Raw genomic sequence first — 22,500 nt, forward strand, 5'->3', positions numbered from 1 at the left:
GGTGTCGTGGATACGGAGTCGGGCATAAATGGCCTAGAGCGTCGGCAGCCGGCGGCCACGCACCACGCCGATCAGCACGGGCGCGCCAATCAGCGCCGTGAGCACGCCCAGCGGGAGTTCGGAAGGCGGCACCACGAGCCGCGAGACGATGTCTGCACTGACGACGACGATAGGACCCAGTGGCAAGCACAGCCATAGCGTGCGCCGAATATCGGGGCCGGCCAGTGCGCGTGCGGCGAAGGGCACCACCAGCCCCACGAAGGCGATGGGCCCGGCCGCGGCGGTGGCGCCACCCACCAGTAGGGCGACGACCACGATCACCAGCAGACGCACAACGCGGGGATGATGCCCGAGCCCGATGGCGACGTGCTCACCGAGCGCCAGTGCTGCCAGTGGGCGTGCGAGGAGGATGGTCAGCAATGCGGCCACTCCCAGGCTGGGGAATAGTGGCACCAGGTCGTCGAGTTGGCGGCCAGCGAGGCTGCCCACCACCCAGAAGCGAATTTCGTCTGCCGTGTGTTGATCGTAGAGCAGGATCAGCGACGACAGCGAATGCAACAAGCCCGACAGGATGGCCCCGGCCAGGATGAGGCGGACAGGGTCGTTGCCGATGCCTTGCAGGCGCGCGGCGGCAAGTACGCAGAGACACCCGCCCAGGGCGCCGAGTTGGGCGACCGAGACGCGTAGCGTGGCGGTATCGGCGCCCCACAGGATCGCCAACGTCACGGCGAAGGCAGCCCCTGCGCTGACGCCCAGCAGCCCGGGTTCCGCCAGCGGGTTGCGCGTCACGGCCTGGAGCAACGCCCCCGCAACGCCGAGTGCGACGCCCACCACCAGGCCGATCCACAGCCGGGGCGCGCGTAGCTCGGCGATCACGAAACGGGCCTCGCTATCGTATGAAGCGGCGGCACCTAAGTCCTGCAGTGCCTGCCAAGCGCGTGAAGGGCCGACATCACCGGCCCCGTACAGCAAGCTCAACAGTGCAATGGCGATGAGCAGTCCGCTCAAGCCAAGCCACAGGCCGATCAATGAGCGTGGCTTACCGAATGACAGGTAATGAGTCAGGACACGCATGAGGGCATCGTCATCATCAAGTGCTTAAGCATCCGTGGACGCAATCATTGGGCCGCATCCATGGCGGAGGCGAGGTCATCGAGTATTGCCTTTGCCGCCATCGGCCCGGTAGCACTGGTCCACAATTGGCCGTCGACGGTGACCACCTGATCGCGCTGGACGACATCGAGACGCTCGAAGGCCGGCGATTGCTTGGCTGCCTCGTAAGCCTCGTCACCTTCGGCGTTCAGCGTGGCCAGGAACAACCAGTCGTTATCGATCCGTGAGAGATTCTCGAGACTCAGCGGATCGCTGTGCGGGCGTCCCTCCTTGACGGTGCCGCCGTCGTCGACCGCAAAACCGCTTTTGGTGAGGAGTGTGTTGGAGAAGATTTGCGGTGCCATCACGAGCGCGCCTTGCGGCATCCAGCGAATCAAGCTGGCGCTCGGAGAGCCGTTCTGACGTTCGCTCAACGTCTCGGCCTTGGCATTGACCTCGGCGATAGCGTCATCGATGGTGTCGCGGCGCCCGAGTGCCTCGCCATAGATCCGTGCCTCATTTTCCCAGCTATCCATTTGATAGGGTTCGACATCCGGTACTACGGTCGGTGCGATGTGCGACAGCAGATCGTACTGAGTCTCGGGCAGTCGCGGCGAAGCCAGAATGACATCTGGCATGAGCGCCGCTACCGCTTCGATGTTGGTCTCACGCGGCGTGCCGACGATATCGATATCCCCGGCCTTCTCGGTGAGGTAACGCGCGACGCCGTCGCCGCCTCGGGTAGCGACCGCGCCCAGCGGCTTCACGCCCGCCGTCAGCGCGGTATCCAGCGCGTTGGTATAGAGCGTGACGACACGCGCGGGATCGTCGGCGACCTCCACCGTACCGTAGGCGGTCTCCAGGGACCTGGCGTCGGCTGGAAGCGTCGCGGAAAGCGCGGCGATACCGGCCGTCGCCATGCAAAGGTGTCGTAGCGATGTCATGAGAGGCTCCTGATGGTGATTGCCGTGCTGATCGATCCCGGAGACACGAACCCTGTGCTCGAGCACGTGGAATAGTAAACGAGAACAAATGTAAATGAGAAGCCATCTCATGAGTTGTCGGTCGCTTCTCGGGCCGTATCGCCAGGCCGAGCGACATGGCCTCCCTGGGCTTCGTGTTACATGAGATAACGTTTGGGGTGGTTTTTTATTTATTAACTTATTGTTTTTAAATAAATATTCTGGGGGTGGAAAGAGCGAAGTAGGCGTATCCGAAGTGATGGCGATGAGGTAAGTGTTCTAGATGATGAAACAAAGCGTTCGTCGATCACCGAATCTCTGAGAGAGGCCGCACCACTCGGTGAGCGGTGCGAGAACGTGGTGATTAGGCGCGGCGGTCTGCAAGGACGCGCCGACCGCGACGGCAATCCTGCTCATGAGGCTCGTCGATCCATGGCTCGGCGATGCCTTGCGATACCCATTCAGCGACGCTGGGATGCTCGAGCAAACGATGCGCATAGGCGAGTGCCGTCTCTGCGAGCGGCAGGTCATAGCCCTGGACGCGTACGGCCACCGGGGCGAAGAAAGCATCGACGGCCGTAAAGCGTTCACCGGCGAGCCACGGGCCGCCGAAGCGTTTCAGGCCTTCGCACCACAGGGCATCCAGTCGAGCGAGGTCCTTTTTCAAGCCCTCGCTCGGCGTGCCCAGTTCAATCCGCAACGAGCAGTTCATGGAGCATTCGTCACGCAAGGCTGGGAAGCCGGAATGCATTTCGGCGGTGGCGCAACGTGCCCAGGCCCGGGCATCGCGTGACCGAGGCCAGAGGTCCGGATGGGCTTCGGCAACATATTCGATGATCGCCAACGAGTCCCATACCACGTCGTCGCCCCCATGCAGGCACGGCACCTTGGCGGTGGGCGAAAACGACATGAAGTCGGTTTGCGGCCCGGCTCCTTTGAAAGGAGTGAGTTCTTCCTCGAAAGGAATATCGAGCGCTTTGAGGGCCACCCACGGGCGCATGGACCAGGACGAGTAGTTTTTATTGGCGATAAAGAGGCGATATGACATGCGTGACTCCATGGGAAACGCCGGGGCGTCCGTTCATTGTTGACGAGAAACCCCCAAGCGAGGGTTTCTCGGGCTCGTGGGCTTCGTCGAGGTCAGTCCTGGCCTTCGAGGAAGACCAGGGTGCGGCCGTGGGAGAGTGCCGCAGCGTGGCGATGGTAGGCACTGCGGGCCCAGCAGTTGAAGCCGTGATCGGCACCGTCGTAGACGTTGATCGTGACGTCGTCGCGATCGGCGAAGGTAGTGCGGACTTGGTCGATGGTCTCGGCGGGAATATGCCCGTCGTTACCGGCGAAATGGAACTGCACCGGCACGTTGAGGCGCGACGCTTTGTCCAGATGCTTGTGGATGCCGCCCGGATAGAAACTTGCCGCGCGGTCGACGCCCGACTCGATGGCGGCCAGATAGGCGAGTATGCCGCCCATGCAGTAGCCGATGGCAGTGACGTCGCCTTCGCATTCGGCACGCTGGCGCAAGGCCTGGGTGGTGCTGGCGAGATCCTTGACGGCCACCGTGAAGTCGATGTCCCCGACGAGCTTGAAGGCCTTGTCCATGTCGGCGCCTTCGTAGGCGAGCTCCACGCCCGGTTCCTGACGCCAGAAGACATCCGGGGCGAGGACCACGTAACCGTCCTGTGCGTACTGCTCGGCGACGCTGCGGATATGGGCATTGACGCCGAAGATCTCTTGAATCAAGACGATGCCGGGGCCCTTGCCAGCAGGTGGCAGAGCGAGGTACCCCCTGAAGGACTGGCCGTCGTGGGATGTGATATCGATCCATTGGGGGGTGACGGTGGCGTCGCTCATGGTGTCTCCTTGGATGGGTGAAGCGTTCACGATATGGATCTAGTCTAGAGAGCTGACACCATGAAGGCTAGGAGGTTTGCAGGCGAACGATGGTCCAGTCGAGTGACTGGGCCTTTTAATCCTGTAAGGAATATGAGGATCGCTTTTTAGAATTTTTCATTCTTTTTAGACTTGCTAGTCTAGAGGTCTTCGTTTTTCGAGCATTTACGCAACGATGAGAGGCCCAATGTCGCAAGGACGCTTGTCCGAATCGAACAGCCCCCTCAGCGCCGATCAGGCGCGGCGGCTCAATGACGCGCTGGCCGATCTCGACGCCCGGCAACGTGCTTGGCTGCAGGGATATCTGGCCGGCCTGGATGCGCATGATGCGCCGGCGGCCGCCGAGTCGCCGGCCTCGACGCCGGGTGAACCGCTGACCGTGCTGTTCGGCAGCCAAACCGGCAATGCCGAGGGTGTGGCCGAGCAAGCGGCCGAGCGCGCGCGCGCCTGGGGGCTCGACGTCGAGCTGAAGGATATGGCGTCCTTTGGCAAGCAAGACCTCAAGCAGGCCACCCGACTGATGGCGGTGGTCAGCACTCAGGGTGACGGTGACCCGCCGGATAGTGCCTTGGGTTTTTACGAGCTGCTAGCGGGGCGCAAGGCACCACGTTTGAGTGACGACCATCGCTTTGCTGTCTTTGGGCTGGGCGATGCCAGCTACGAATATTTCTGTGAGTCCGGCAAGGTGCTCGATTCGCGGCTCGAAGCTCTGGGCGCGCAGCGCCTGTGTGCGCGAGTCGACGCCGATGTCGACTACGAAGAGGCTGCCACCCAATGGATCGACGCGACGCTCGAGGCCTTCGTAGCGCTCTCGGGGAGTGCCGCACCGGGCCCGGCATCCGATGCGCCCGGCGGCGTGGCCGCGACTTACTCGCGTTCACATCCCTTTCAGGCGGAGGTGCTGGAGTCGCAGCCGCTCAACACTCAAGATTCCGACAAGCAGACGCTGCATGTCGAGTTGTCCCTGGAGGAGTCGGGTCTGGAATATAACCCCGGCGACGCCGTGGGTATCGTGCCGCAGAACGATCCTGTTTATGTCGATGAATTGCTGGCCGCCTTACGTTTGGATGGCGAGGCCCCCTTCGAGGAAGGGCGCCAGTTGCGCGATGCCCTGCTCAACGATTTCGAGGTCACCACGCTGACGCGTCCCTTCCTCAATCATTGGGCCGAGATCAGCGACGATGCCGAGCTGCGCCGCCTGCTCGACGAAGAGTCGCGGGATGAATTGCGCGAATGGCTGCAAGGGCGGCATATCATCGATGTGCTGGAGCATTTTCCGGTCGAAGGATTGGAGGCGGATACCTTCATTCGTGCGCTGCGCAAGTTGCCGCCGCGCCTGTACTCGATTGCCTCGAGTCAGGCCGCGGCCCCCGACGAGGTGCATCTCACGGTAGCCGTAGTGCGCTATGAAACCCATGGTCGCGCGCGCGGCGGCGTGGCCACGACCTACCTCGCCGATCGCGTGCAGCCCGGCGATTCAGTGCCGATTTACATCGATCACAACAAGCACTTCAAGCTACCCGATGATGACGCGGCACCCATCGTGATGATCGGTCCCGGCACCGGCGTGGCACCGTTCAGGGCCTTTCTCCAGGAGCGCGAAGCGCGTGGCGCGAGCGGTGACAACTGGCTGTTCTTCGGCGACCGGCGGCGGCGAAGCGACTTCCTGTATCAGGCCGAATGGCTGCAATGGCGCAAGACAGGGCTTCTGTCGCGATTGGACGTGGCGTTCTCTCGCGATCAACAAGACAAGGTTTATGTGCAGGATCGCCTGCGCGAACAGGCTGCCACCCTCTATGATTGGCTGCAGGCCGGGGCTTATGTCTTCGTGTGCGGCGACGCCGAGCGCATGGCGCCGGACGTCCACCAGGCCTTGCTCGATGTGATTCGCGAGCAGGGTGAATACGATGAGGAAGCCGCTGCCGAGTACCTGCGTGACCTGCAGCAGCAAAAGCGCTATCAGCGCGACGTCTACTGAGGAGACCGACATGGATATCATCGCCAAGATGCGTGACGTGTCGCTCGACGAGCTGCACCCCAACGAACGGCTCAAGGTCGAGAGCCACTATCTTTATGGCACCCTGGAGGAGAGCTTGGCCGACCGGGCCACCGGCGCGGTCAATGAAGCGGACACCCAGTTGACCAAGTTTCACGGTTTTTATCAGCAGGATGATCGTGATGTGCGCGACGACCGTCGCCATCGCAAGCTGGAGCCGCTGTATTCGTTCATGGTGCGCCTGCGCTTACCCGGCGGGCGAGTGTCGCCCGAGCAGTGGCTGACGCTGGATGACAACGCCAGGCGCTATGCCAATGGCACGCTGCGTATCACTACGCGCCAGACCTTTCAGTATCACGGGGTGTTCAAGGAGAATCTGCGCGGCCACTTGCAGGCGCTGGACAAGGCGATGATGGACACCATCGCCGCCTGTGGCGACGTCAATCGCAACGTGATCTGCAGTGCCAACCCGCACCGCTCGCCGGTGCACCGTCAGGTCTACGACCTCGCGCACGAGATCAGCACTCGTCTGTTGCCGAGCACTCGGGCCTATCACGAGATCTTCCTCGGTGAGGAGCGCGTAGCGGGGGGGCCTCAAGAAACCGATGACGAGGTCGAGCCGCTCTATACGCGGCACTATCTGCCGCGCAAGTTCAAGGTCGCGCTGGCGATTCCGCCCGAGAACGATGTCGATGTGTTCGCCCACGATGTCGGCTTCATCGCCGACGTGCAGGCGGGCGAGCTCAAGGGTTTCAATGTTTGCATCGGTGGCGGTATGGGCATGACGCACGGTGAGACCGCGACCTTCCCGCGGCTTTCCGACATCGTCGGCTACTGTACGCCGGATCGCGTGGCCGCCGTGTCGGAGGCGATCATGCTCGTGCAGCGTGATAACGGCAATCGCCACGATCGCAAGCAGGCGCGCCTCAAATATACCGTCGAGGCCCTGGGTGTTGAAGGATTCCGCGAGCGGGTCGAGGAGTACCTGGGCGAGTCGCTGGCGTCGGCGCTTGAATTGCCGCTCACCCACAACGGCGACCGGCTGGGTTGGTATCAGGGGGAAGACGGCCTTTGGCATTACGGCCTGTTCGTTCAGAACGGCCGCCTGGCGGATGTCGACGAGGGCGCTCAGCTACTGACGGGCATGCGCGAGATCGCCAAGGCGCACGATGGCGATATCGTGTTGACCACCAACCAGAACCTGATCATCACCCAGGTGCCCGAGGCGCGCCGCGAGGCCATCGATACGTTGCTGGCGGATTACGCGATGACGTTCGAGACGACGCCGCTGCGCCGTCATGCGATGGCCTGCGTGGCATTCCCCACTTGTGGTTTGGCGATGGCCGAAAGCGAACGTTATCTGCCGTCACTCATCGACCGGCTCGAGGCGATCATGCATGACGTGGGCCTGGGTGACGATGCCATCATCGTGCGTATGACGGGGTGCCCCAACGGTTGTGCGCGGCCCTATCTGGCGGAAATCGGCTTCGTGGGCAAGACGTTGGGACGCTACAACCTTTACTTGGGGGGCGGCTTCGCTGGCGAGCGCCTCAATAAGCTCTACCGCGAGAACATCGACGAGGCGACCATTCTCGAGGAGCTCACGCCGCTGATTCAGCGCTACGCCGCCGAGCGCGAGGCGGGCGAGGCCTTCGGCGACTTCGTGGTGCGCGCAGGGGTAATCGCGCCGACCCTGGCCGGGCGCGAATTCCACGTGCGCTGAGTCTGCGCCTAATCTTGCTTTAACTCTCCTTGGCGCCTGGATGGGGCGCCAAGGCGTTGCGTCCGGTCGCGCGATGTCGTGTTATTGGAAAACGAAGCTCGATCCCTCGTGAATGCCGATCTGCCGCAACAGTTTGGCCAGCGCGCTGTAATCGCGAAGCGAGCGTTTCGTGCGGCTCTTCGCGGCCATGTCTTGCAAGATGCCCTCGCGTTCGGGGATCGCCAGATAGTCGAGAATGGCCCTCCAGAAGCCCACGTCGAGTTCGACGAAGTCGTCGATGGCGCGCATCAAGTGAGCACGAAAGATGGCTTGCTGTCCGGCACCGAGACGCTCGTAAACGGCGCGGGCGATCTCGCCGAAAATGGCAGCATGCGAGGCTTCGTCCTGCCGGTGAAGCTCGGTATTCAGACGGTTGAGTGGCTGGATGCTGCGGTCCTGCGAGAGACGTTTCAAGAACACGTTGATGGTCATCTCGGCCACGGTGGCATAGGCCATGCGGATCAGGGCGAACTCGCGCTCGTTGTCCGCCTTGGAAAGCGCTGTCTCCATGCGCTGCTCGAGCAGAGGCGTGGGGATGTGCAAGTCATGTAGCTGGTGCTGCCGGCGCGCGCAGTCGCAGACCTCCAAGCACATCAGAATGTGGAACTGCTCGTCCACCTGGGTCTGGGCGATGGCCTTTTTGGTTACGCTATCGCCGACGCCGGGCAGGGCATCCCGCAGCAGCAACGAGCACATGGGATTGATGACCTTGTCTTCGACGAAGATCGTCTTCTCGTTGTAGTTGATCCAGGCGCCGGCGAGCACACGGCGCTTGTCCGTTTCGTCGATGGCCTGGAAACGCGGGTCGTCCCAGAAGGGCACCATCGACGGTGGGAAGTCCGGCGCCGTGGTGTCGTAATAGTCATTAAGGTCGAGCCGTGCCTTGCGCACCGCGACGCGCTGATTCCAGCTCTCGGTGAGGCGCGCGAGTATCTCGCTTTCATGTGCTGTCGTGGGACTGTCGGTACCGGTGTACATATGGATCGTTCCCTGAAATATCTACCTAGAAGCCGGCCGCTTTTCCTAGCGATGGGCGATGTTGATCGAGCCTGCGAAGAAAGTTCGCCAGCATGAGGTGGCCATGCTCGGTGAGGATGGACTCGGGATGAAACTGCACGCCTTCGATGTCCAGGTCGCGATGCCGGATGCCCATGACGTCCTCGATATTACCCTGTGCGTCACAGGTCCAAGCGCTGATCTCGAAATCGGCGGGCATGCGCTGGCGGGTGACGATCAGCGAGTGGTAGCGCGTCACGCGCACCGGTTGGCTGACGCCGGTGAAAACGCCACGTCCGTCGTGGTGAACGTGCGATACCTTGCCGTGCATGACCTCGCGAGCGTGCTCTATATACCCACCGAAGGCCTCGGCGATCGCTTCGTGACCCAGGCAGATGCCCAGAATCGGGACCTTGCCCGCGTAGGCCTTGATGACCTCGAGCGTAATGCCGGACTGCGATGGCGTGCAGGGTCCCGGCGAGATCAAGATGCCCTCGATCTCGTGGCTCGCCAATTGGTCAAGCGTCATCGCGTCGTTCTTGACGATCCAGGGCTGGATGCCCAGTTGGTTGAGGTAGGACACGATGTTGTAGGTGAACGAATCGTAGTTATCAATGAGACACAGCATAGGTAGCCTCCTGGCCCGCCCAGGCGGTAAGGGTTTGTATGGCCTGATCGCTGAGCGTGACCGGTATGACGCCACGCACAGCGTTGGTCAGCCATATGGCGTCGGCGTCGAGTAGATCCCGCGGCGTGATCGGGCGTTCGCAACAGCGCTCGCAACTCGCTTCGATGAGCGTTTCACGGGCGATGCCGGGCAGTACGCCTTCGTCGAGCGGCGGCGTCAGCAGCAAGCCGTCCTTCTCGATGAACAGGTTATGGCGACTGGCCTCGGTGACCCGGCCTTCGTGGTTGAGAAAGGCTACGTCGTAGTCGCCTTGAGCCTGGTGTCGTCGATATTCGCTATCGTAGATATCGCGTGCGGTGGTCTTGTACTGCAGCAAGAAGGCGTGCTGGTCGATGGGATGGGCGCTGATGCCCAGCCGCGCCGCAGATGGCGCTTCGTCATCGGGCTCCAGCGCCGTGGTGGTGATATCGAACTGGCCGTCGTGGGCCAGGGAAAGGCGCACCCGTGTGTCTTGATCGAGCCCGTCGATGGCCTCGGCAAGAGCCAGGCGGACGCTGGCGGCCGCATAGACGAAGTGTAGATCGCGTGCCGCGTGTGACAGCCGTTGCAGGTGTTTCTCAAGGTGCTCGATATGGGCGCCATCCGCTCGGTAACGCATGGTCTCTATGAGTTGAAGGTCCTGATTGAGCCCACTCAGGAATCGCGCCTTGAGCAGGCATTCCTCGTATTCGGCCCCAGGGTCGGACTCATGAAGCACGCCGCCGCCAATCCCCATCTCCGCATGGCCGTCGGCATGCGCGACGCAGGTACGGATGGGCACGTTGAAACAGAAATCGTTGTGCGGCGTCAGGTAGCCGATCGCGCCGGTATAGACGCCGCGCGGCTCGCGCTCCAGCTCTTCGATGACCTGCATCGTGCGTATCTTGGGGGCGCCGGTGATCGAGCCGCAGGGGAATAGCTCGCGGAATACGTGCTCGATCCTGGCGTTGGTGTCGATCTTGCCGGTCACGGTGGAAATCATCTGATGTAGCGTCTCGAAGGTCTGTATCTCGAACAGGTTCTTGACCGCCACGGAGCCCGGCGAGGCGACGCGGCTGACATCGTTACGCAGCAAATCGACGATCATTACGTTCTCGGAGCGTGTCTTCGTGTCGTGACGCATCGAATCGAGAATCTCGGCATCCGCTTCGGCCGATGTGCCGCGTGGGAAAGTGCCCTTCATGGGCTTGGATTCCAGCGCCGTGCCTTGTTTACGCAGGAAGAGTTCCGGCGATAACGACAGCACCGCATACTCCGGGAAGTTGAGCAGTCCACCGAACTCGACTTTCTGGCGACTACGGAGCTTGCGGTACAGGGCGACGGGCGCGCCTTGATATTCGAAGCGATATTTTAGTGTGTAGTTGACTTGATAAGTATCGCCTTCTCGAATATAGGATTTTATTTTTTCGATATTATCGAGATACTCTTCGCGTCGCGCGTTGAGCGCTAAGTGGCGAATGGCCGCGGGTGTCGTGTCGGGCGTGCGCTCTTCGAGAAGTCGGCTGGCTTGGTGCTGCGACAAACGGCGCACATCGCGAAACGCATAGAAGTGCACGAGTGGGGCATCGCTCTTAGTGCGTTTGCAGAACTTGAAATCAGGCTTGTCGGCAAGCGCGTAACCCGCTTCGTAGGCGAGATAGCCGCAGACGTAATAACCTTGCTCACGCAACTCATCGAGCTCGCGCAATGCGCCCTGCAATGCATCGTTGCGGTAACAGATCACTTCGTATTCTGGATTTTCGAACAACAACGAAGCGCGGTGATCGCTTGAGCAACGGGTATTCTCGAGCAATATGAAGACATTGTCTGTTTGTTGTTTGTTTAGGCTGCGCATCACCCATGCTCCCTAGTATTAATTATATGTTTATTTAAGAGTGCGCAGGAGTTTGTGTCAATGGTGATTATATTGGTATTATTATGTAATGCATTTAATGCAAAGAGGTTATTGTGCGTTTAAAATAAAGATTAAAAATAGAGTGATAAATCTGCACAGTACGTGGCAGGAAACTACCGCGTGCCGATGAAAACGCTCATCCCGCCGTCGGTCGCAATGCGATTCACCGACGGCGGAACGGCTCAGCGTAGCTGGCTATCCTTGCTGCCCCGGCGGTTGTAGCCGCTGGCATCAAGGCGTTCATGCCGGTCACGCTCGCTCTGGCAAGCAATGCACAGGCGTACCCCAGGTACGGCATCGCGCCGCGCTTGGGGGATAAGATCGCCGCATTCCTCGCAGTGGCTTAGGCTCTCGCCGCTGGGTAGCCGATGGCGCGAGCGTTGTATAGCGTCCTCGACGGTGCTATCGATCTGCTCCTGTACGGCACCGTCCTTCGACCATCCTCCTGCCATGTCATCTCCTCGGCATGTGGCATGCCGTGCCTGCGGTTGGGCTCATGGGCGCTCAACTCGTGGCGAGCATTCCCGTGGCGCTCTCGACTTCTTCGCTCGACATCAGCGATAAGGTGACCGGTATCGACTTGCCGGCGATGGTATTGCTTTGGCGGTCCCGGTTGGTGACTGGAATCAGGTCGTTCACTTCCGGGTAGTACGCGCCCAGGCAGTTCTCGGGTAAATCATAGGCGATGAGCTTGAAACCGGATACCTGGCGTTCGATGCCATCGTCGCTGACGGCGGTCAACGTGACGCGATGTCCCGCCTCGAAGCCGTGTTTCTCCATGTCCGCGGGATTCATCATCACCACGCTGCGGGTGCCATAAATGTCACGATAGCGATCATCGTATGAATATACGGTGGTGTTGTACTGGTCGTGGCCGCGGATCGAGAGCAGTTGGAAGTGCGTATCGTCGGGGTCAGAGTCGTCCTCGGTGAGCATGTCGCCGGGGAACAGGAAATTAGCCTTGCCCGAATCGGTGTGCCAGAGACGGTCACGCGCGGCGATATCGAGATGAAACACGCCTTCGGCGTCGAGCCGGCGGTTGTAGTCGCGAAACGTCTCGGGCTGTGTGGCTTCGATCTTGTCGCGAATGCGTGCGTAATCCTCGCATAACCACTCCCAATCGACCTTGGGGTTGGGGGGGAGCGTGGCCCGCGCTAGCCCGGCGACGATGGCGATCTCCGAACGTAAATGCGGTGAGGCCGGCTCCAGTGCGCCGGTCGAGGCCTGCACGTTGCACATGCCGTCCTCGATGGTGATGGTTTGTTCGACCCCGGCCTGGACATCTTTCTCGGTACGCGCCAAAGGCGGCAGCAAGTAAGCGGCCTTGCCGTGAAGCAGGTGGCTTCGATTGAGCTTGGTGGCGATCTGCACGGTCAACGGAATATGTTTGACGCGTGCGGCGACGCGCGCCTGATCCGAAATCGCACGGAAGAAGTTGCCGCCCATGCCGAGAAAGGCGTCGACCTCGTCGCGCAGGATGGCCTCGCAGCATAGCGCGACGTCGTGGCCGTGCTCGCGACGGCAGTCGATGCCGAAGACCTCGTCCAGCTTCGACAGGAACGCCTCGCCGGATTTGTGAAAGATCCCCACGGTGCGATCGCCCTGGACGTTGGAGTGGCCGCGTACCGGGCAGGCGCCGGCCCCCCGGCGACCGATATGACCGCCCATCAACAGCAGATTGAGAATCTGGTGGACGTTGTCGCCACCGCGTATGTGCTGGGTAATGCCCATGCCCCAGCAGCATATAACGCGCTCGGCACGCATCCATGCCGCGGCGGCGTCCTCCATGGCCGCGCGCTCGAGGCCACTATGCCGTTCGAGACGTTCCCAGGACAGCGCTCGGCAATGCGCAGCGAAGTCATCGAAACCGGCGGTATGCATACTGATGAAGTCGTGATCGATCACGCCCCGACGCCCGTCTTGGCGTGCTTGATCGTCGGCCTCCAGAATACGCTTGCACATGCCCTGAATCGCAGCGATATCCCCACCGATACGCAGTTGATGATATTGGCTGCTGATCGGTACACCGCGGTTGGTCAGCATATCGCGTGGCGTCTGCGGGTTGGCGAACTTGACCAGCGCTCGCTCGCGCAATGGGTTGAAGGTGATGACTTCCGCCCCTCGCTGGCGCGCCTCATGGAGCAGGCCCATCATGCGCGGGCTGTTGGTGCCGGCGTTCTGACCGAAGAGGAAGATTGCATCGGCATGCTCGAAGTCTTCCAGCGTGGTGGTGGCCTTGCCCACACCGATGCTCTGGGGGAGCGCCACGGTGGTCGTCTCGTGACACATGTTGGAACAATCGGGAAAATTGTGCGTGCCGAGCATGCGACCGAATAGCTGCCACAGAAACGCCGCTTCGTTGGAGGTGCGCCCCGACGTATAAAGCTCGACTTTCTGAGGATCGTAGGTTTTGAGGCGCTCGCCGATCTCGCGAAAGGCTGTGTCCCAGTCGATGGGATCGTATTTGTCGGTGGTGGCGTTGTAGCGCATGGGATGCGTCAACCGGCCTTGCTTCTCGAGCGCGTGATCCGACCAGTCAAGAAGTTCGCTCAGCGTGTGTTTGGCGAAGAACTCCGGGGTGGTGCGTGCCGCCGTAGCTTCCCACGCCACTGCCTTGGCGCCGTTCTCGCAGAATTCCGCCGGGCCGGGCTTTTCAGGATTGGGCCAGGCACAGCTTGGGCATTCGAATCCGCCCTTGGGTTGATTGATCTTCAGCATCAAGGAATTGCCCTTGAAGGGCACTTTCTCGCGCAGAAAGTGCGTCTCGGTGGCTTGGATCGATTGCCAGCCTCCACCCGGGGCATCGTGCGCACTTTGCTGGCCGTGTACTGCATCATCCGTGAGCGAACGTGCCATGCTGACTCCTCCTGCGGTCACCCACCTACGAAGAATACGATACGTCGCGAACTCATCGTATGGTGGCTAGTAAGTATGTGACTAGCGAGTATGGCAACGAAAAAACGATCTTGCAGGGCCGATAAGGGAGAAGTGGAGGAAAGGATAGGGAAGCGGAGACACGCCTGCGGCGTGTCTCACGTCGCGCGAAGGGTCACGCCAAGGCGGCGACGGCGACCTTGGCGACTTGCACGTCTTGATCGGGCTTGACGCCGGAAACGCCGACGCTGGCGATGACGTTACCCTCGACGACCACCGGCACGCCACCGGCGAGCAGCGCCTGCATCGGTGCGCTGACGAAGGCGGTGCGGCCATTGTTGATCATGTCCTCGAAGGCCTGGGTTTCCTTGCGGCCGATGGCGGCGTTGCGGGCCTTTTCGGTGGCAATCCCGGCGCTGAATGGGGCCGCGCCGTCCAGGCGGCGCAAGCCGAGCAGATGGCCGCCGGCATCGGCTACGGCGATGGTCACCGCCCAGCCATTGGCCTCGGCTTCCTGTTGCCCGGCGTCGAGCAGTCGGTTGACGTCACTGAGTTCGAGTACGGCTTGAGTTTTCATGCAGGTCTCCTGTGGGAAATGTGAGCTACGAGCTACGGGACACTCGCAGCTCGAGGCGCGTCGCTCGTGGCCGGGGTCAGAGCCTCATCGACGATTTCGATCCAGTGTCGGACCGGGGTGCGGCCTGCACCTGCCAAGTGAGTCTGACAGCCAATGTTGGCGGTGACGATCTGCTCGGGGTGACCGGCCTCGAGCGCGTCGAGCTTGTCGTCGCGCAATTGTGTTGCCAAGGCGGGCTGGGTGATCGAGTAGGTCCCCGCCGATCCACAGCATAGATGGGGATCGCGCACCGGGGACAGTGTGAACCCCAGGCGGCCGAGCACGCTTTCCACCGCGCCGCCCAGTTTCTGGGCGTGCTGCAGCGTGCAAGGGCAATGGAAGGCGAGTCGTGCGTCGCCGTGAATCGCCAATGCGTCCAGGTCTTCTTCCCGCAGGATTTCCACCAGGTCCTTGGCCAGGGCGCTGATGTGTTTGGCCTTGTCGGCGTAGCGCGGGTCGTCGGCGAGCATGTCGCCGTATTCTTTGACGAAAGCCCCGCAGCCACTGGCAGTCTGCACGATGGCTTCGACGCCTTGGTCGATGTATGGCCACCAGGCGTCGATGTTGGCCCGCATGCGCTCGCGGCCAGCCTCTTGGGCATTGAGATGATAGTCGATGGCGCCGCAGCAGCCTGCCGCGGGGGCTGAGTTCAGGGCAATGCCCAGCCGGTCGAGAACGCGGGTCGCGGCGTCATTGGTGTTCGGGGACAATCCCGGTTGCACGCAGCCCTCGAGCACGAGCATGCGACGGTTGTGCGTCGTGGGCGCGGTACGTCCCGCACGGTACTCGCGGGGCGGAATCTTGGCCTTCAGCGAGGTCGGCGCCAGCGGTCGGAAGGTCTGGCCCAGGGCGAGCAACGCTTGAAACCGCTGCGGTTCGACCAGTGCCTTGCGTAGACCATAACGCAAGGCACGCTCCTTGTAGGAACGCCCGACGCGACGCTCGACCTCGGCGCGCCCGATGTCGAGCAGTTTGTGGTACTCGACCCCCGAGGGGCAGGTGGTCTCGCAGTTGCGACAACTCAGGCAGCGGTCGAGGTGGGTTTGCGTTTCTTGCGTGACCTGGTCGTCATCGTCGCGGCTTTCGAGCAGCTCTTTCATCAGGTAGATGCGCCCGCGCGGGCCGTCGCGCTCGTCGCCCAGCAGTTGATAGGTCGGGCAGGTGGCGTTGCAGAAGCCGCAGTGCACGCACGATCGCAGGACGCGGTCGGCCTCGCGAATGTGCGGTTGGCGCAGCGCCTCGTCGGAAAAATTCGTCTGCATGGCTATAGCCCCTCATAGAGTCGCCCGGGATTGAAGATCCCCTTGGGGTCGAGCTTGGCCTTGAGCTGGCGATGATATTTGTCCAACACCACGGAAAGCGGTGTGAACGGCGCGTCGACGCCGTGCGCTCGGTCACGGTCGACAAGGGTGGCATGGCCGCCGGCCTGAGCGGCGTGCTGGCGAATCGTCGCGGCGGGAAGCTCGCTGCGCAGCCAGCGTTGGGCACCGGCCCAGTCGACGAGCGTATCGCCGTCGAGTGCCAGGGGCGGTGCGCGATGCGGTAGCGACAGCCGCCAGAGCGGGCGGTCGTCGTGTCGGCGCGAGAAGAACGCCAGTTCGAGTTCGCGCAGTTGCGTCCAGAACGCCGTATCGTCCGGCTCGCCACCCAGTTGCGCCTGGGTATTGGCCACCGAGCTGGCGCCCCCCTCGAGCCGCAGGTGCAAGGTCTCGCCGTCGTGGGCGGCGCCGGTGATGGGCATCGGCTTGCGTCCCCATTCGGCGAGGCGTGCCATGGCGTCGCCCAGCCCCATCTCGAGGCGCAACGTGGCGCTGGCGGCGGGGCGCGGCAACACCTTGAACGAGACTTCGTCGATGATGCCGAGCGTACCCTGGGCGCCGACCATGAGCCGCGAGAGGTCGTAACCGGCGACGTTTTTCATGACCTCGCCACCGAAATGCAGCCGCTTGCCGTCATGGGTGATCATGCGTGTGCCGAGCACGAAATCGCGCACGCTGCCGGCCCACGGACGGCGTGGGCCGGAAAGCCCGCAGGCCACCGTGCCGCCCACGGTCGCGTTCTCGCCGAAATGGGGTGGTTCGAAGGCCAGTTGCTGTCCCTCTTGGGCCAGTGCGGCTTGCAGATCGGCCAGGCGGGTGCCGGCGCGTACCGTGACCACCAGTTCGACGGGATCGTAGTTGACGATGCCGGTGTGCTCGGCCAGCGAGAGCGTTTCGCCGATGACCGGTCGACCATAGAACCCCTTGCTGCCACTCCCGACGACGCGCAGCGCCGTGCCGGTCGCCGCGGCTTGACGCACGCGTTCGAGCAGGGCCTCGCTGGCATCGTGATCGCGCGCCGGCAAGGTGCGTGCGTCCTGTGGCGGATGTTGATCCTGTGGATGCGTCATATAGTCTCCTTCGCACGCATGCCGTTAGAAACGCGGCAACTCGGGGTGCGGCAATTGCCCCTGGTGAACGTGCATGGCGCCGAATTCGGCGCAGCGCGCCAGCGTCGGAATGTTCTTGCCGGGATTGAGCAGCCCGAGCGGATCGAAGGCGGCCTTGACGGCATGAAAGACCGTGATCTCGTCGGGGGAGAACTGGGCGCACATCTGGTTGATCTTCTCGCGTCCCACGCCATGCTCGCCGGTAATGCTGCCGCCGACCTCGACGCAGAGTTCGAGGATCTTGCCGCCCACTTCCTCGGCCAGTGCCAGTTCTCCCGGCGCATTGGCATCGAACAGAATCAGTGGGTGCATGTTGCCGTCGCCGGCATGGAAGACATTGGCCACGCGCAGACCGTGGGTTGCCGATAGGTCGGCGATGCCCTTGAGCACGCGCGGCAGCTCGCGCCGGGGAATGGTGCCGTCCATGCAATAGTAGTCGGGCGACATGCGCCCCACCGCGGGGAAGGCGTTCTTGCGTCCGGCCCAGAAGGTGGCGCGCTCGGCGTCGTCGCGGGCGAGCCGAATGTCGGTCGCGCCGGCGGCCTCGAGCACTCGGCGAACCGTTTCGCAGTCATCGTGAACGTCGGCTTCTACGCCATCCAGCTCGCACAGCAGGATGGCCTCGGCCTCCACCGGGTAGCCGGCCTTGACGAAGTTCTCGGCGGCTTGAATGGCCAGCCGGTCCATCATTTCCAGGCCGCCGGGAATGATGCCGGCGGCGATGATGTCGCCCACTGCCTTGCCGGCCTTCTCGACGTCGTCGAAGCTGGCCATCAGTACCTTGGCGCTTTCCGGCTTGGGCAGCAGTTTGACGGTGATTTCAGTGATCACGCCGAGCATGCCTTCAGAGCCGGTGAACAGCGCCAGCAGGTCGAAGCCCGGCGTATCCAGGGCTTCGCTGCCGAGCGTGATGTGCTCCCCTTCGATGGTCAGGATGTTCACCGCGAGCACGTTGTGCACGGTCAGCCCGTACTTGAGGCAGTGCACGCCCCCGGCGTTCTCGGCGACGTTGCCGCCGATCGAGCAGGCGATCTGCGAGGAAGGGTCGGGTGCGTAATACAGCCCATGAGGCGCAGCCGCTTCGGAAATCGCCAGATTGCGCACACCGGGCTGTACGCGTGCGGTGCGGGCGTCGGGGTCGATGTCGAGGATGCGGCTGAAGCGGGACATCACCAGCAGCACTCCCTTTTCGAGGGGCAGGGCGCCACCGGAGAGGCCGGTGCCCGCGCCGCGCGTGACCACCGGAACGCCCTGGGCGTGGCAGATGCCGAGCAGGGCTTCCACCTGTTCCAGGGTATCGGGCAGTGCCACGAGCATGGGCAGCACGCGGTATGCCGAGAGGCCGTCGCATTCGAAGGGACGCAGGTCCTCCTCGCGATGCAGCAGCGTCATGTCGGGGAGATGCGCGGTCAGATGCGTGACAAGGGCATCCTTGTCGATCGCCGGCAGCGTGCCGTCCAGGCGTTCGTCAAAGAGGATGTTCATGCGGTCTCCTTGGGCGATGCCGCCACGCGTGGGCGAGGGCGTTCGGCGCATGGCCTCGCCACTTATGGAAAGTGTTTCCATATTCTCTTATGGCATGCGGCCGTGCCTATTAGCCGAAAGCCTAATGATTGGAGAATTGGTCTTACCAATAATGACTTCGCAGAAAAGCCCCGCCCGGCATGGCCGGGGCGGGGCGATAGTGTGTGCGATGATGTGAAAGCGCGTGGTGGTCAGGCGCTAGCCCATGAGCGGGTCGCTCACGCCGATCACGTAGAAGGCGATCAACCCGATGAGCCCCGTGAAGATCAGGTAGTACAGGGTGGGGAGGATCGTCTTGCGCAGCGTGGTGCCCTCGCGGCCCAGCAGCCCCACGGTGGCGGAGGCGGCGACCACGTTGTGAATGGCGATCATGTTGCCGGCGGCGGCGCCCACGGCCTGCAGGGCCACCATCATCGCGGTGGACACGCCCAGCGCTTCGGCGACGTTGAACTGGAAGTCCGAGAGCATCAGGTTGGACACCGTGTTGGAGCCGGCGATGAAGGCACCCAGCGCCCCGACGGCGGGCGAGAAGAACGGATAGACGTGTCCCACGCCGTCGGCCACCAGTTGCGCCATGGCCACGGGCATCGACACCAGGTCCGCCTGGTTGACGCCGGAGTTGATCAGAATGCGCACCATGGGCACGGTGAAGATCAGCACGAACCCGGCGCCCAGCAGCGTTTTGGTCGACTCGCTGAAGGCCGCCCCCAGCTCGCTGGCGCGCATGCGGTGGAGCAACACAGTGAGCAGCACCACGATGAGAATGATGCCGCCGGGAAGGTACAGCGGCTGAAGGCTGCCTGAAACGCCGCTCTCACCGAGGATGTCGTTCCAGCTCACGCTGAGCGACTGCAGTGTCGAAGTGACCGACGGCACAGTGCGCGAGATGACCAGCAGGACGGCCAGCAGCACGTAGGGCACCCAGCCCATGAAGACCGACATCGGTGCCTTGCCGGCGACCTGATCCATCTTGATCTCCAGGTTCCCCAGCCATTCGTCCGGCCAGGTCGTGCTGTCCGGAAAATCCCAGGTGTCCTTGGGCAGCAGGAAACCTTTCTTGGCGGCCGGCACAACGATGGCCAGCCCGACCAGGGCGCCGATCATCGACGGGAACTCGGGGCCCAGAACGACGCCCACCAGCGCGTACGGGACCACGAAGGCGACGCCGGTGAAGAGCGCGAACGGCGTGATCGACAGGCCTTCCTTCCAGGAGCGATTGGCGCCGAAGAAGCGCACCATCACGATGACCATGATCAAAGGCATCAGGATGCCCACGATGGCGTGGGTGATGGCGACTTCCGAGGCGATCAGGCGAAAGAAGCTTTCCCAGCTCGAGCCGTTGGCGGTCAGTTGCTCGGTGATCGCATTGCGATTGAGGCCGCCGGTGACGCCGACCACGATGGGCGTGCCGACGGCGCCGAAGGAGACCGGCGTGGACTGGATCATCATGCCCACGGTGACGGCTCCCAATGCCGGGAAGCCCAGCGCAACCATCAGCGGTGCGGCGACGGCGGCAGGCGTGCCGAAGCCGGACGCCCCTTCGATGAAGCAGCCGAACAGCCACGCCACGATCAGCGCCTGAACGCGACGGTCGGGGCTGATGCTGGAGAAGCCGTTGCGGATGGCGGTGATCCCGCCGGAGTGCTTCAGGGTGTTGAGCAGCATGATGGCGCCGAAGATGATCCACAAAAGGCCCACGGTGAGGATCAATCCCTGGAACGTGGAAGCCAGCACCCGTGTGAAGGTCATGTCCCAGGCCAGCAGAGCGATCAGTGCCGTGACCAGAAACACCACGGGCATGGCGATCTTGGCCTGAACCCGGAAGCCAATCAGCAAGACGCCGGCCAGCACCAATGGCAGGAAGGCGAGTAGCGAGAGCAGCGTTTGATTCATGAAAGTGCCCCTGATTGTGTTGTTGTGCAGCGCAAAACGGAGGCAGGCGGATGTCGCCCGTCATCGAGCGAAAGATAAACGTGAAACGCAGAAAGGCCAATTAATGGGTAATTGGTATTACCAATAGTGTTGGCAAGCTAACGGGTTTAAATTATCTTTCAAAATCAAATTTCTACGTGCTCTCTTGTGACCTTCGTCGGAGGCACATAGGGCTTTGACGAGGCGTTTCGTGCGGTATGAGTTCGACTAATAGACGATTCCCGCAAAGGACATCGCGGCAAGGATGCGTAGCGCATAGGCGCGATTGCGTGGCGTGTGGTAGCGTCGACTTCCTGGGCGTGGGCGCTTCCCCACGCGATGCATCTCGAGAAGGAGCGATGACATGGCGTTGCAGATGTACGAGTTGAGCGGCCGTGACGAACGGCTGCGGTTTTCTCCCTATTGCTGGCGCGTGCGCTATGCGCTGGCGCACAAGGGCCTGGAATGCGATTTCATTCCATGGCGATTTACCCAGAAAGAGGCGATCGCGTTTTCGGGGCAAGGCAAGGTGCCGGTACTCGTCGATGGCGAGACCACGGTCACCGATAGTTACGAGATCTTCCGTTATCTCGACCGTGAGTACCCGGACAAGCCGCTGCTGGGCGACGACACGGCCGAGTCACGGGCGCGCTTCTTCAAGTTCTACAGCGAGCGGGCCCTGGCGCCGGGGATCCTGCGCACCATCGTCATGGACTTGTTCAACGTCGTGCATCCCGACGATCAGGCCTATTTTCGTGAGACGCGTGAAAAGGCGCTGGGACGCAGCCTCGAGGAAATGCACGCGCCCAGCAAAGGGCTCTCGGCACTCGATGCGGCCCTCGAGCCGCTGCGTGGGCGTCTCGAAGAGGCCGACTTCCTCGACGGCGAGGCGCCCGGTGGTGCCGACTACATGGTTTTCGGCCATTTCATGTGGGCCCGCTGCGTGTCGGCGGCGGATCTCGTCTCCAATGCCGACCCGGTCTATGCCTGGATCGAGCGCATGCTGGATCAGCATGGTGGCGTAGGGCGCAATGCCACGCGCATCGTCGACATCGAGGGCGGCTATCCGGGTTGATGGCGCTGTGAGCGTGCCATGAGGGGTAGGGCGTATGAGGATAAGGAGCACAGCATGAGCGATATCGTATTGATTACTGGCGCGACCTCGGGCTTCGGGCGTGCTGCGGCACGGCGTTTCGCCGAGGCGGGCTGGTCGCTGATTCTCACCGGACGGCGCGCGGAGCGCCTCGCGGACCTCGAGAAGGAGCTAAGCGACAAAGTGCCGGTACATACCGCGGTGCTCGACGTGCGGGATGCCGAGGCGATCAAGGGCGTCGTTGCGGCGTTGCCGGAGGGTTTCCGCGCGGTCAAGGCGCTGATCAACAATGCCGGCTTGGCCCTGGCGCCGGAGCCGGCGCAGAAGGCGGATCTGGACGACTGGCATACGATGATCGATACCAACATCACCGGATTGGTCAACGTGACGCATGCGCTGCTGCCTACGTTGATCGAGACCGGGGCCGGCGCGAGTATCGTCAACCTAGGGTCGGTCGCGGGGCAGTGGCCGTATCCGGGAAGTCACGTCTACGGCGCGAGCAAGGCCTTCGTGCAGCAGTTTTCCTATAACCTGCGCTGCGATCTGCAAGGCACCGGCGTGAGGGTCACCGATATCGCGCCGGGCATGGCCGAAACCGAGTTCACGCTGGTGCGTACCGGTGGCGATCAAGCGGCCTCCGATAAGCTCTACGGCGACACCACACCACTCGAGGCCGAAGATATCGCCGAGTTGATCTGCTATACGGTGTCGCTGCCGGCGCACGTCAACGTCAATCGCCTCGAAGTCATGCCGACACGCCAGGCTTGGTCCGCCTTCGCTGTCGATCGCGACTGA

General features: G+C 62.3%; 18 protein-coding genes. 4 read left to right on the forward strand and 14 right to left on the reverse strand.

The annotated features are described in order from the left end of the window. Positions 1 to 33 precede the first annotated feature (33 nt). The 4 genes from KZO83_RS08670 to KZO83_RS08685 form a co-directional block, all read right to left on the reverse strand. Positions 34 to 1,074 carry a FecCD family ABC transporter permease gene (locus KZO83_RS08670; RefSeq protein WP_247620485.1) on the reverse strand — a complete coding sequence of 347 codons (1,041 nt, stop codon included), beginning with the start codon at positions 1,072 to 1,074 and terminating at the stop codon, positions 34 to 36. Positions 1,075 to 1,118: 44 nt separating this feature from the next. Next, the gene (locus tag KZO83_RS08675; protein WP_247620486.1) at positions 1,119 to 2,036 is read right to left on the reverse strand and encodes an ABC transporter substrate-binding protein; all 918 of its coding nucleotides are present in this window, start codon (positions 2,034 to 2,036) and stop codon (positions 1,119 to 1,121) included. Positions 2,037 to 2,418: 382 nt separating this feature from the next. Further along, positions 2,419 to 3,102, reverse strand: a complete 684-nt coding sequence (locus tag KZO83_RS08680; RefSeq protein ID WP_247620487.1) for a glutathione S-transferase family protein — start codon at positions 3,100 to 3,102, stop codon at positions 2,419 to 2,421. A 92-nt stretch (positions 3,103 to 3,194) separates the two neighbouring features. Then, complete coding sequence (locus KZO83_RS08685) at positions 3,195 to 3,905, reverse strand: dienelactone hydrolase family protein (protein WP_247620488.1); 711 nt, start codon at positions 3,903 to 3,905, stop codon at positions 3,195 to 3,197. A 226-nt stretch (positions 3,906 to 4,131) separates the two neighbouring features. Between KZO83_RS08685 and KZO83_RS08690 the strand changes: the two genes are divergently transcribed. Both KZO83_RS08690 and KZO83_RS08695 read left to right on the forward strand, forming a co-directional pair. After that, positions 4,132 to 5,922: an assimilatory sulfite reductase (NADPH) flavoprotein subunit gene (locus KZO83_RS08690; protein ID WP_247620489.1), complete on the forward strand. Its 1,791-nt coding sequence runs from the start codon at positions 4,132 to 4,134 to the stop codon at positions 5,920 to 5,922. 10 nt (positions 5,923 to 5,932) lie between these two features. After that, complete coding sequence (locus tag KZO83_RS08695; protein WP_247620490.1) at positions 5,933 to 7,663, forward strand: NADPH-dependent assimilatory sulfite reductase hemoprotein subunit; 1,731 nt, start codon at positions 5,933 to 5,935, stop codon at positions 7,661 to 7,663. An 81-nt stretch (positions 7,664 to 7,744) separates the two neighbouring features. On the opposite strand, the gene KZO83_RS08700 is transcribed toward KZO83_RS08695, so the two are convergent. The 10 genes from KZO83_RS08700 to KZO83_RS08745 all read right to left on the reverse strand — a co-directional run bounded on the left by KZO83_RS08700 (position 7,745) and on the right by KZO83_RS08745 (position 20,594). After that, the gene (locus tag KZO83_RS08700) at positions 7,745 to 8,680 is read right to left on the reverse strand and encodes a diiron oxygenase (protein WP_247620491.1); all 936 of its coding nucleotides are present in this window, start codon (positions 8,678 to 8,680) and stop codon (positions 7,745 to 7,747) included. A 25-nt stretch (positions 8,681 to 8,705) separates the two neighbouring features. After that, a complete protein-coding gene (locus KZO83_RS08705; protein ID WP_178999864.1) occupies positions 8,706 to 9,326 on the reverse strand; it encodes an anthranilate synthase component II in 621 nt (206 codons plus the stop codon). Beyond that, complete coding sequence (gene pabB, locus KZO83_RS08710; protein WP_247620492.1) at positions 9,310 to 11,199, reverse strand: aminodeoxychorismate synthase component I; 1,890 nt, start codon at positions 11,197 to 11,199, stop codon at positions 9,310 to 9,312. The genes KZO83_RS08705 and pabB overlap by 17 nt, the downstream gene beginning before the upstream one ends. Before the next feature lie 242 nt (positions 11,200 to 11,441). After that, entirely contained in the window at positions 11,442 to 11,711 is a 270-nt protein-coding gene (locus tag KZO83_RS08715) for a DksA/TraR family C4-type zinc finger protein (protein ID WP_247620493.1), read from the reverse strand. Positions 11,712 to 11,763: 52 nt separating this feature from the next. Continuing rightward, complete coding sequence (locus KZO83_RS08720) at positions 11,764 to 14,115, reverse strand: FdhF/YdeP family oxidoreductase (RefSeq protein WP_247620494.1); 2,352 nt, start codon at positions 14,113 to 14,115, stop codon at positions 11,764 to 11,766. A gap of 193 nt (positions 14,116 to 14,308) precedes the next feature. Next, complete coding sequence (locus KZO83_RS08725) at positions 14,309 to 14,710, reverse strand: heme-binding protein (RefSeq protein WP_247620495.1); 402 nt, start codon at positions 14,708 to 14,710, stop codon at positions 14,309 to 14,311. Between the two features lie 32 nt (positions 14,711 to 14,742). Then, positions 14,743 to 16,011, reverse strand: a complete 1,269-nt coding sequence (gene glcF / locus KZO83_RS08730; RefSeq protein ID WP_247620496.1) for a glycolate oxidase subunit GlcF — start codon at positions 16,009 to 16,011, stop codon at positions 14,743 to 14,745. 2 nt (positions 16,012 to 16,013) lie between these two features. Further along, a complete protein-coding gene (gene glcE / locus KZO83_RS08735) occupies positions 16,014 to 17,138 on the reverse strand; it encodes a glycolate oxidase subunit GlcE (RefSeq protein WP_247620497.1) in 1,125 nt (374 codons plus the stop codon). Between the two features lie 24 nt (positions 17,139 to 17,162). Further along, positions 17,163 to 18,662 (reverse strand): glycolate oxidase subunit GlcD, encoded by a 1,500-nt coding sequence (gene glcD / locus KZO83_RS08740; RefSeq protein ID WP_247620498.1) that lies wholly within the window; start codon positions 18,660 to 18,662, stop codon positions 17,163 to 17,165. A gap of 237 nt (positions 18,663 to 18,899) precedes the next feature. Beyond that, positions 18,900 to 20,594, reverse strand: coding sequence for an L-lactate permease (locus KZO83_RS08745; protein ID WP_247620499.1), 1,695 nt, complete (start codon positions 20,592 to 20,594; stop codon positions 18,900 to 18,902). A 382-nt stretch (positions 20,595 to 20,976) separates the two neighbouring features. On the opposite strand from KZO83_RS08745, the gene KZO83_RS08750 reads away from it, so the two are divergent. Beyond that, on the forward strand, positions 20,977 to 21,687 hold the full coding sequence (locus KZO83_RS08750; RefSeq protein WP_075368094.1) for a glutathione S-transferase N-terminal domain-containing protein: 711 nt from the start codon (positions 20,977 to 20,979) through the stop codon (positions 21,685 to 21,687). 54 nt (positions 21,688 to 21,741) lie between these two features. Further along, complete coding sequence (locus tag KZO83_RS08755) at positions 21,742 to 22,500, forward strand: SDR family NAD(P)-dependent oxidoreductase (RefSeq protein ID WP_097021914.1); 759 nt, start codon at positions 21,742 to 21,744, stop codon at positions 22,498 to 22,500.

It is taken from the genome of Chromohalobacter moromii, assembly GCF_023091865.1.
Lineage (GTDB): Bacteria > Pseudomonadota > Gammaproteobacteria > Pseudomonadales > Halomonadaceae > Chromohalobacter > Chromohalobacter moromii.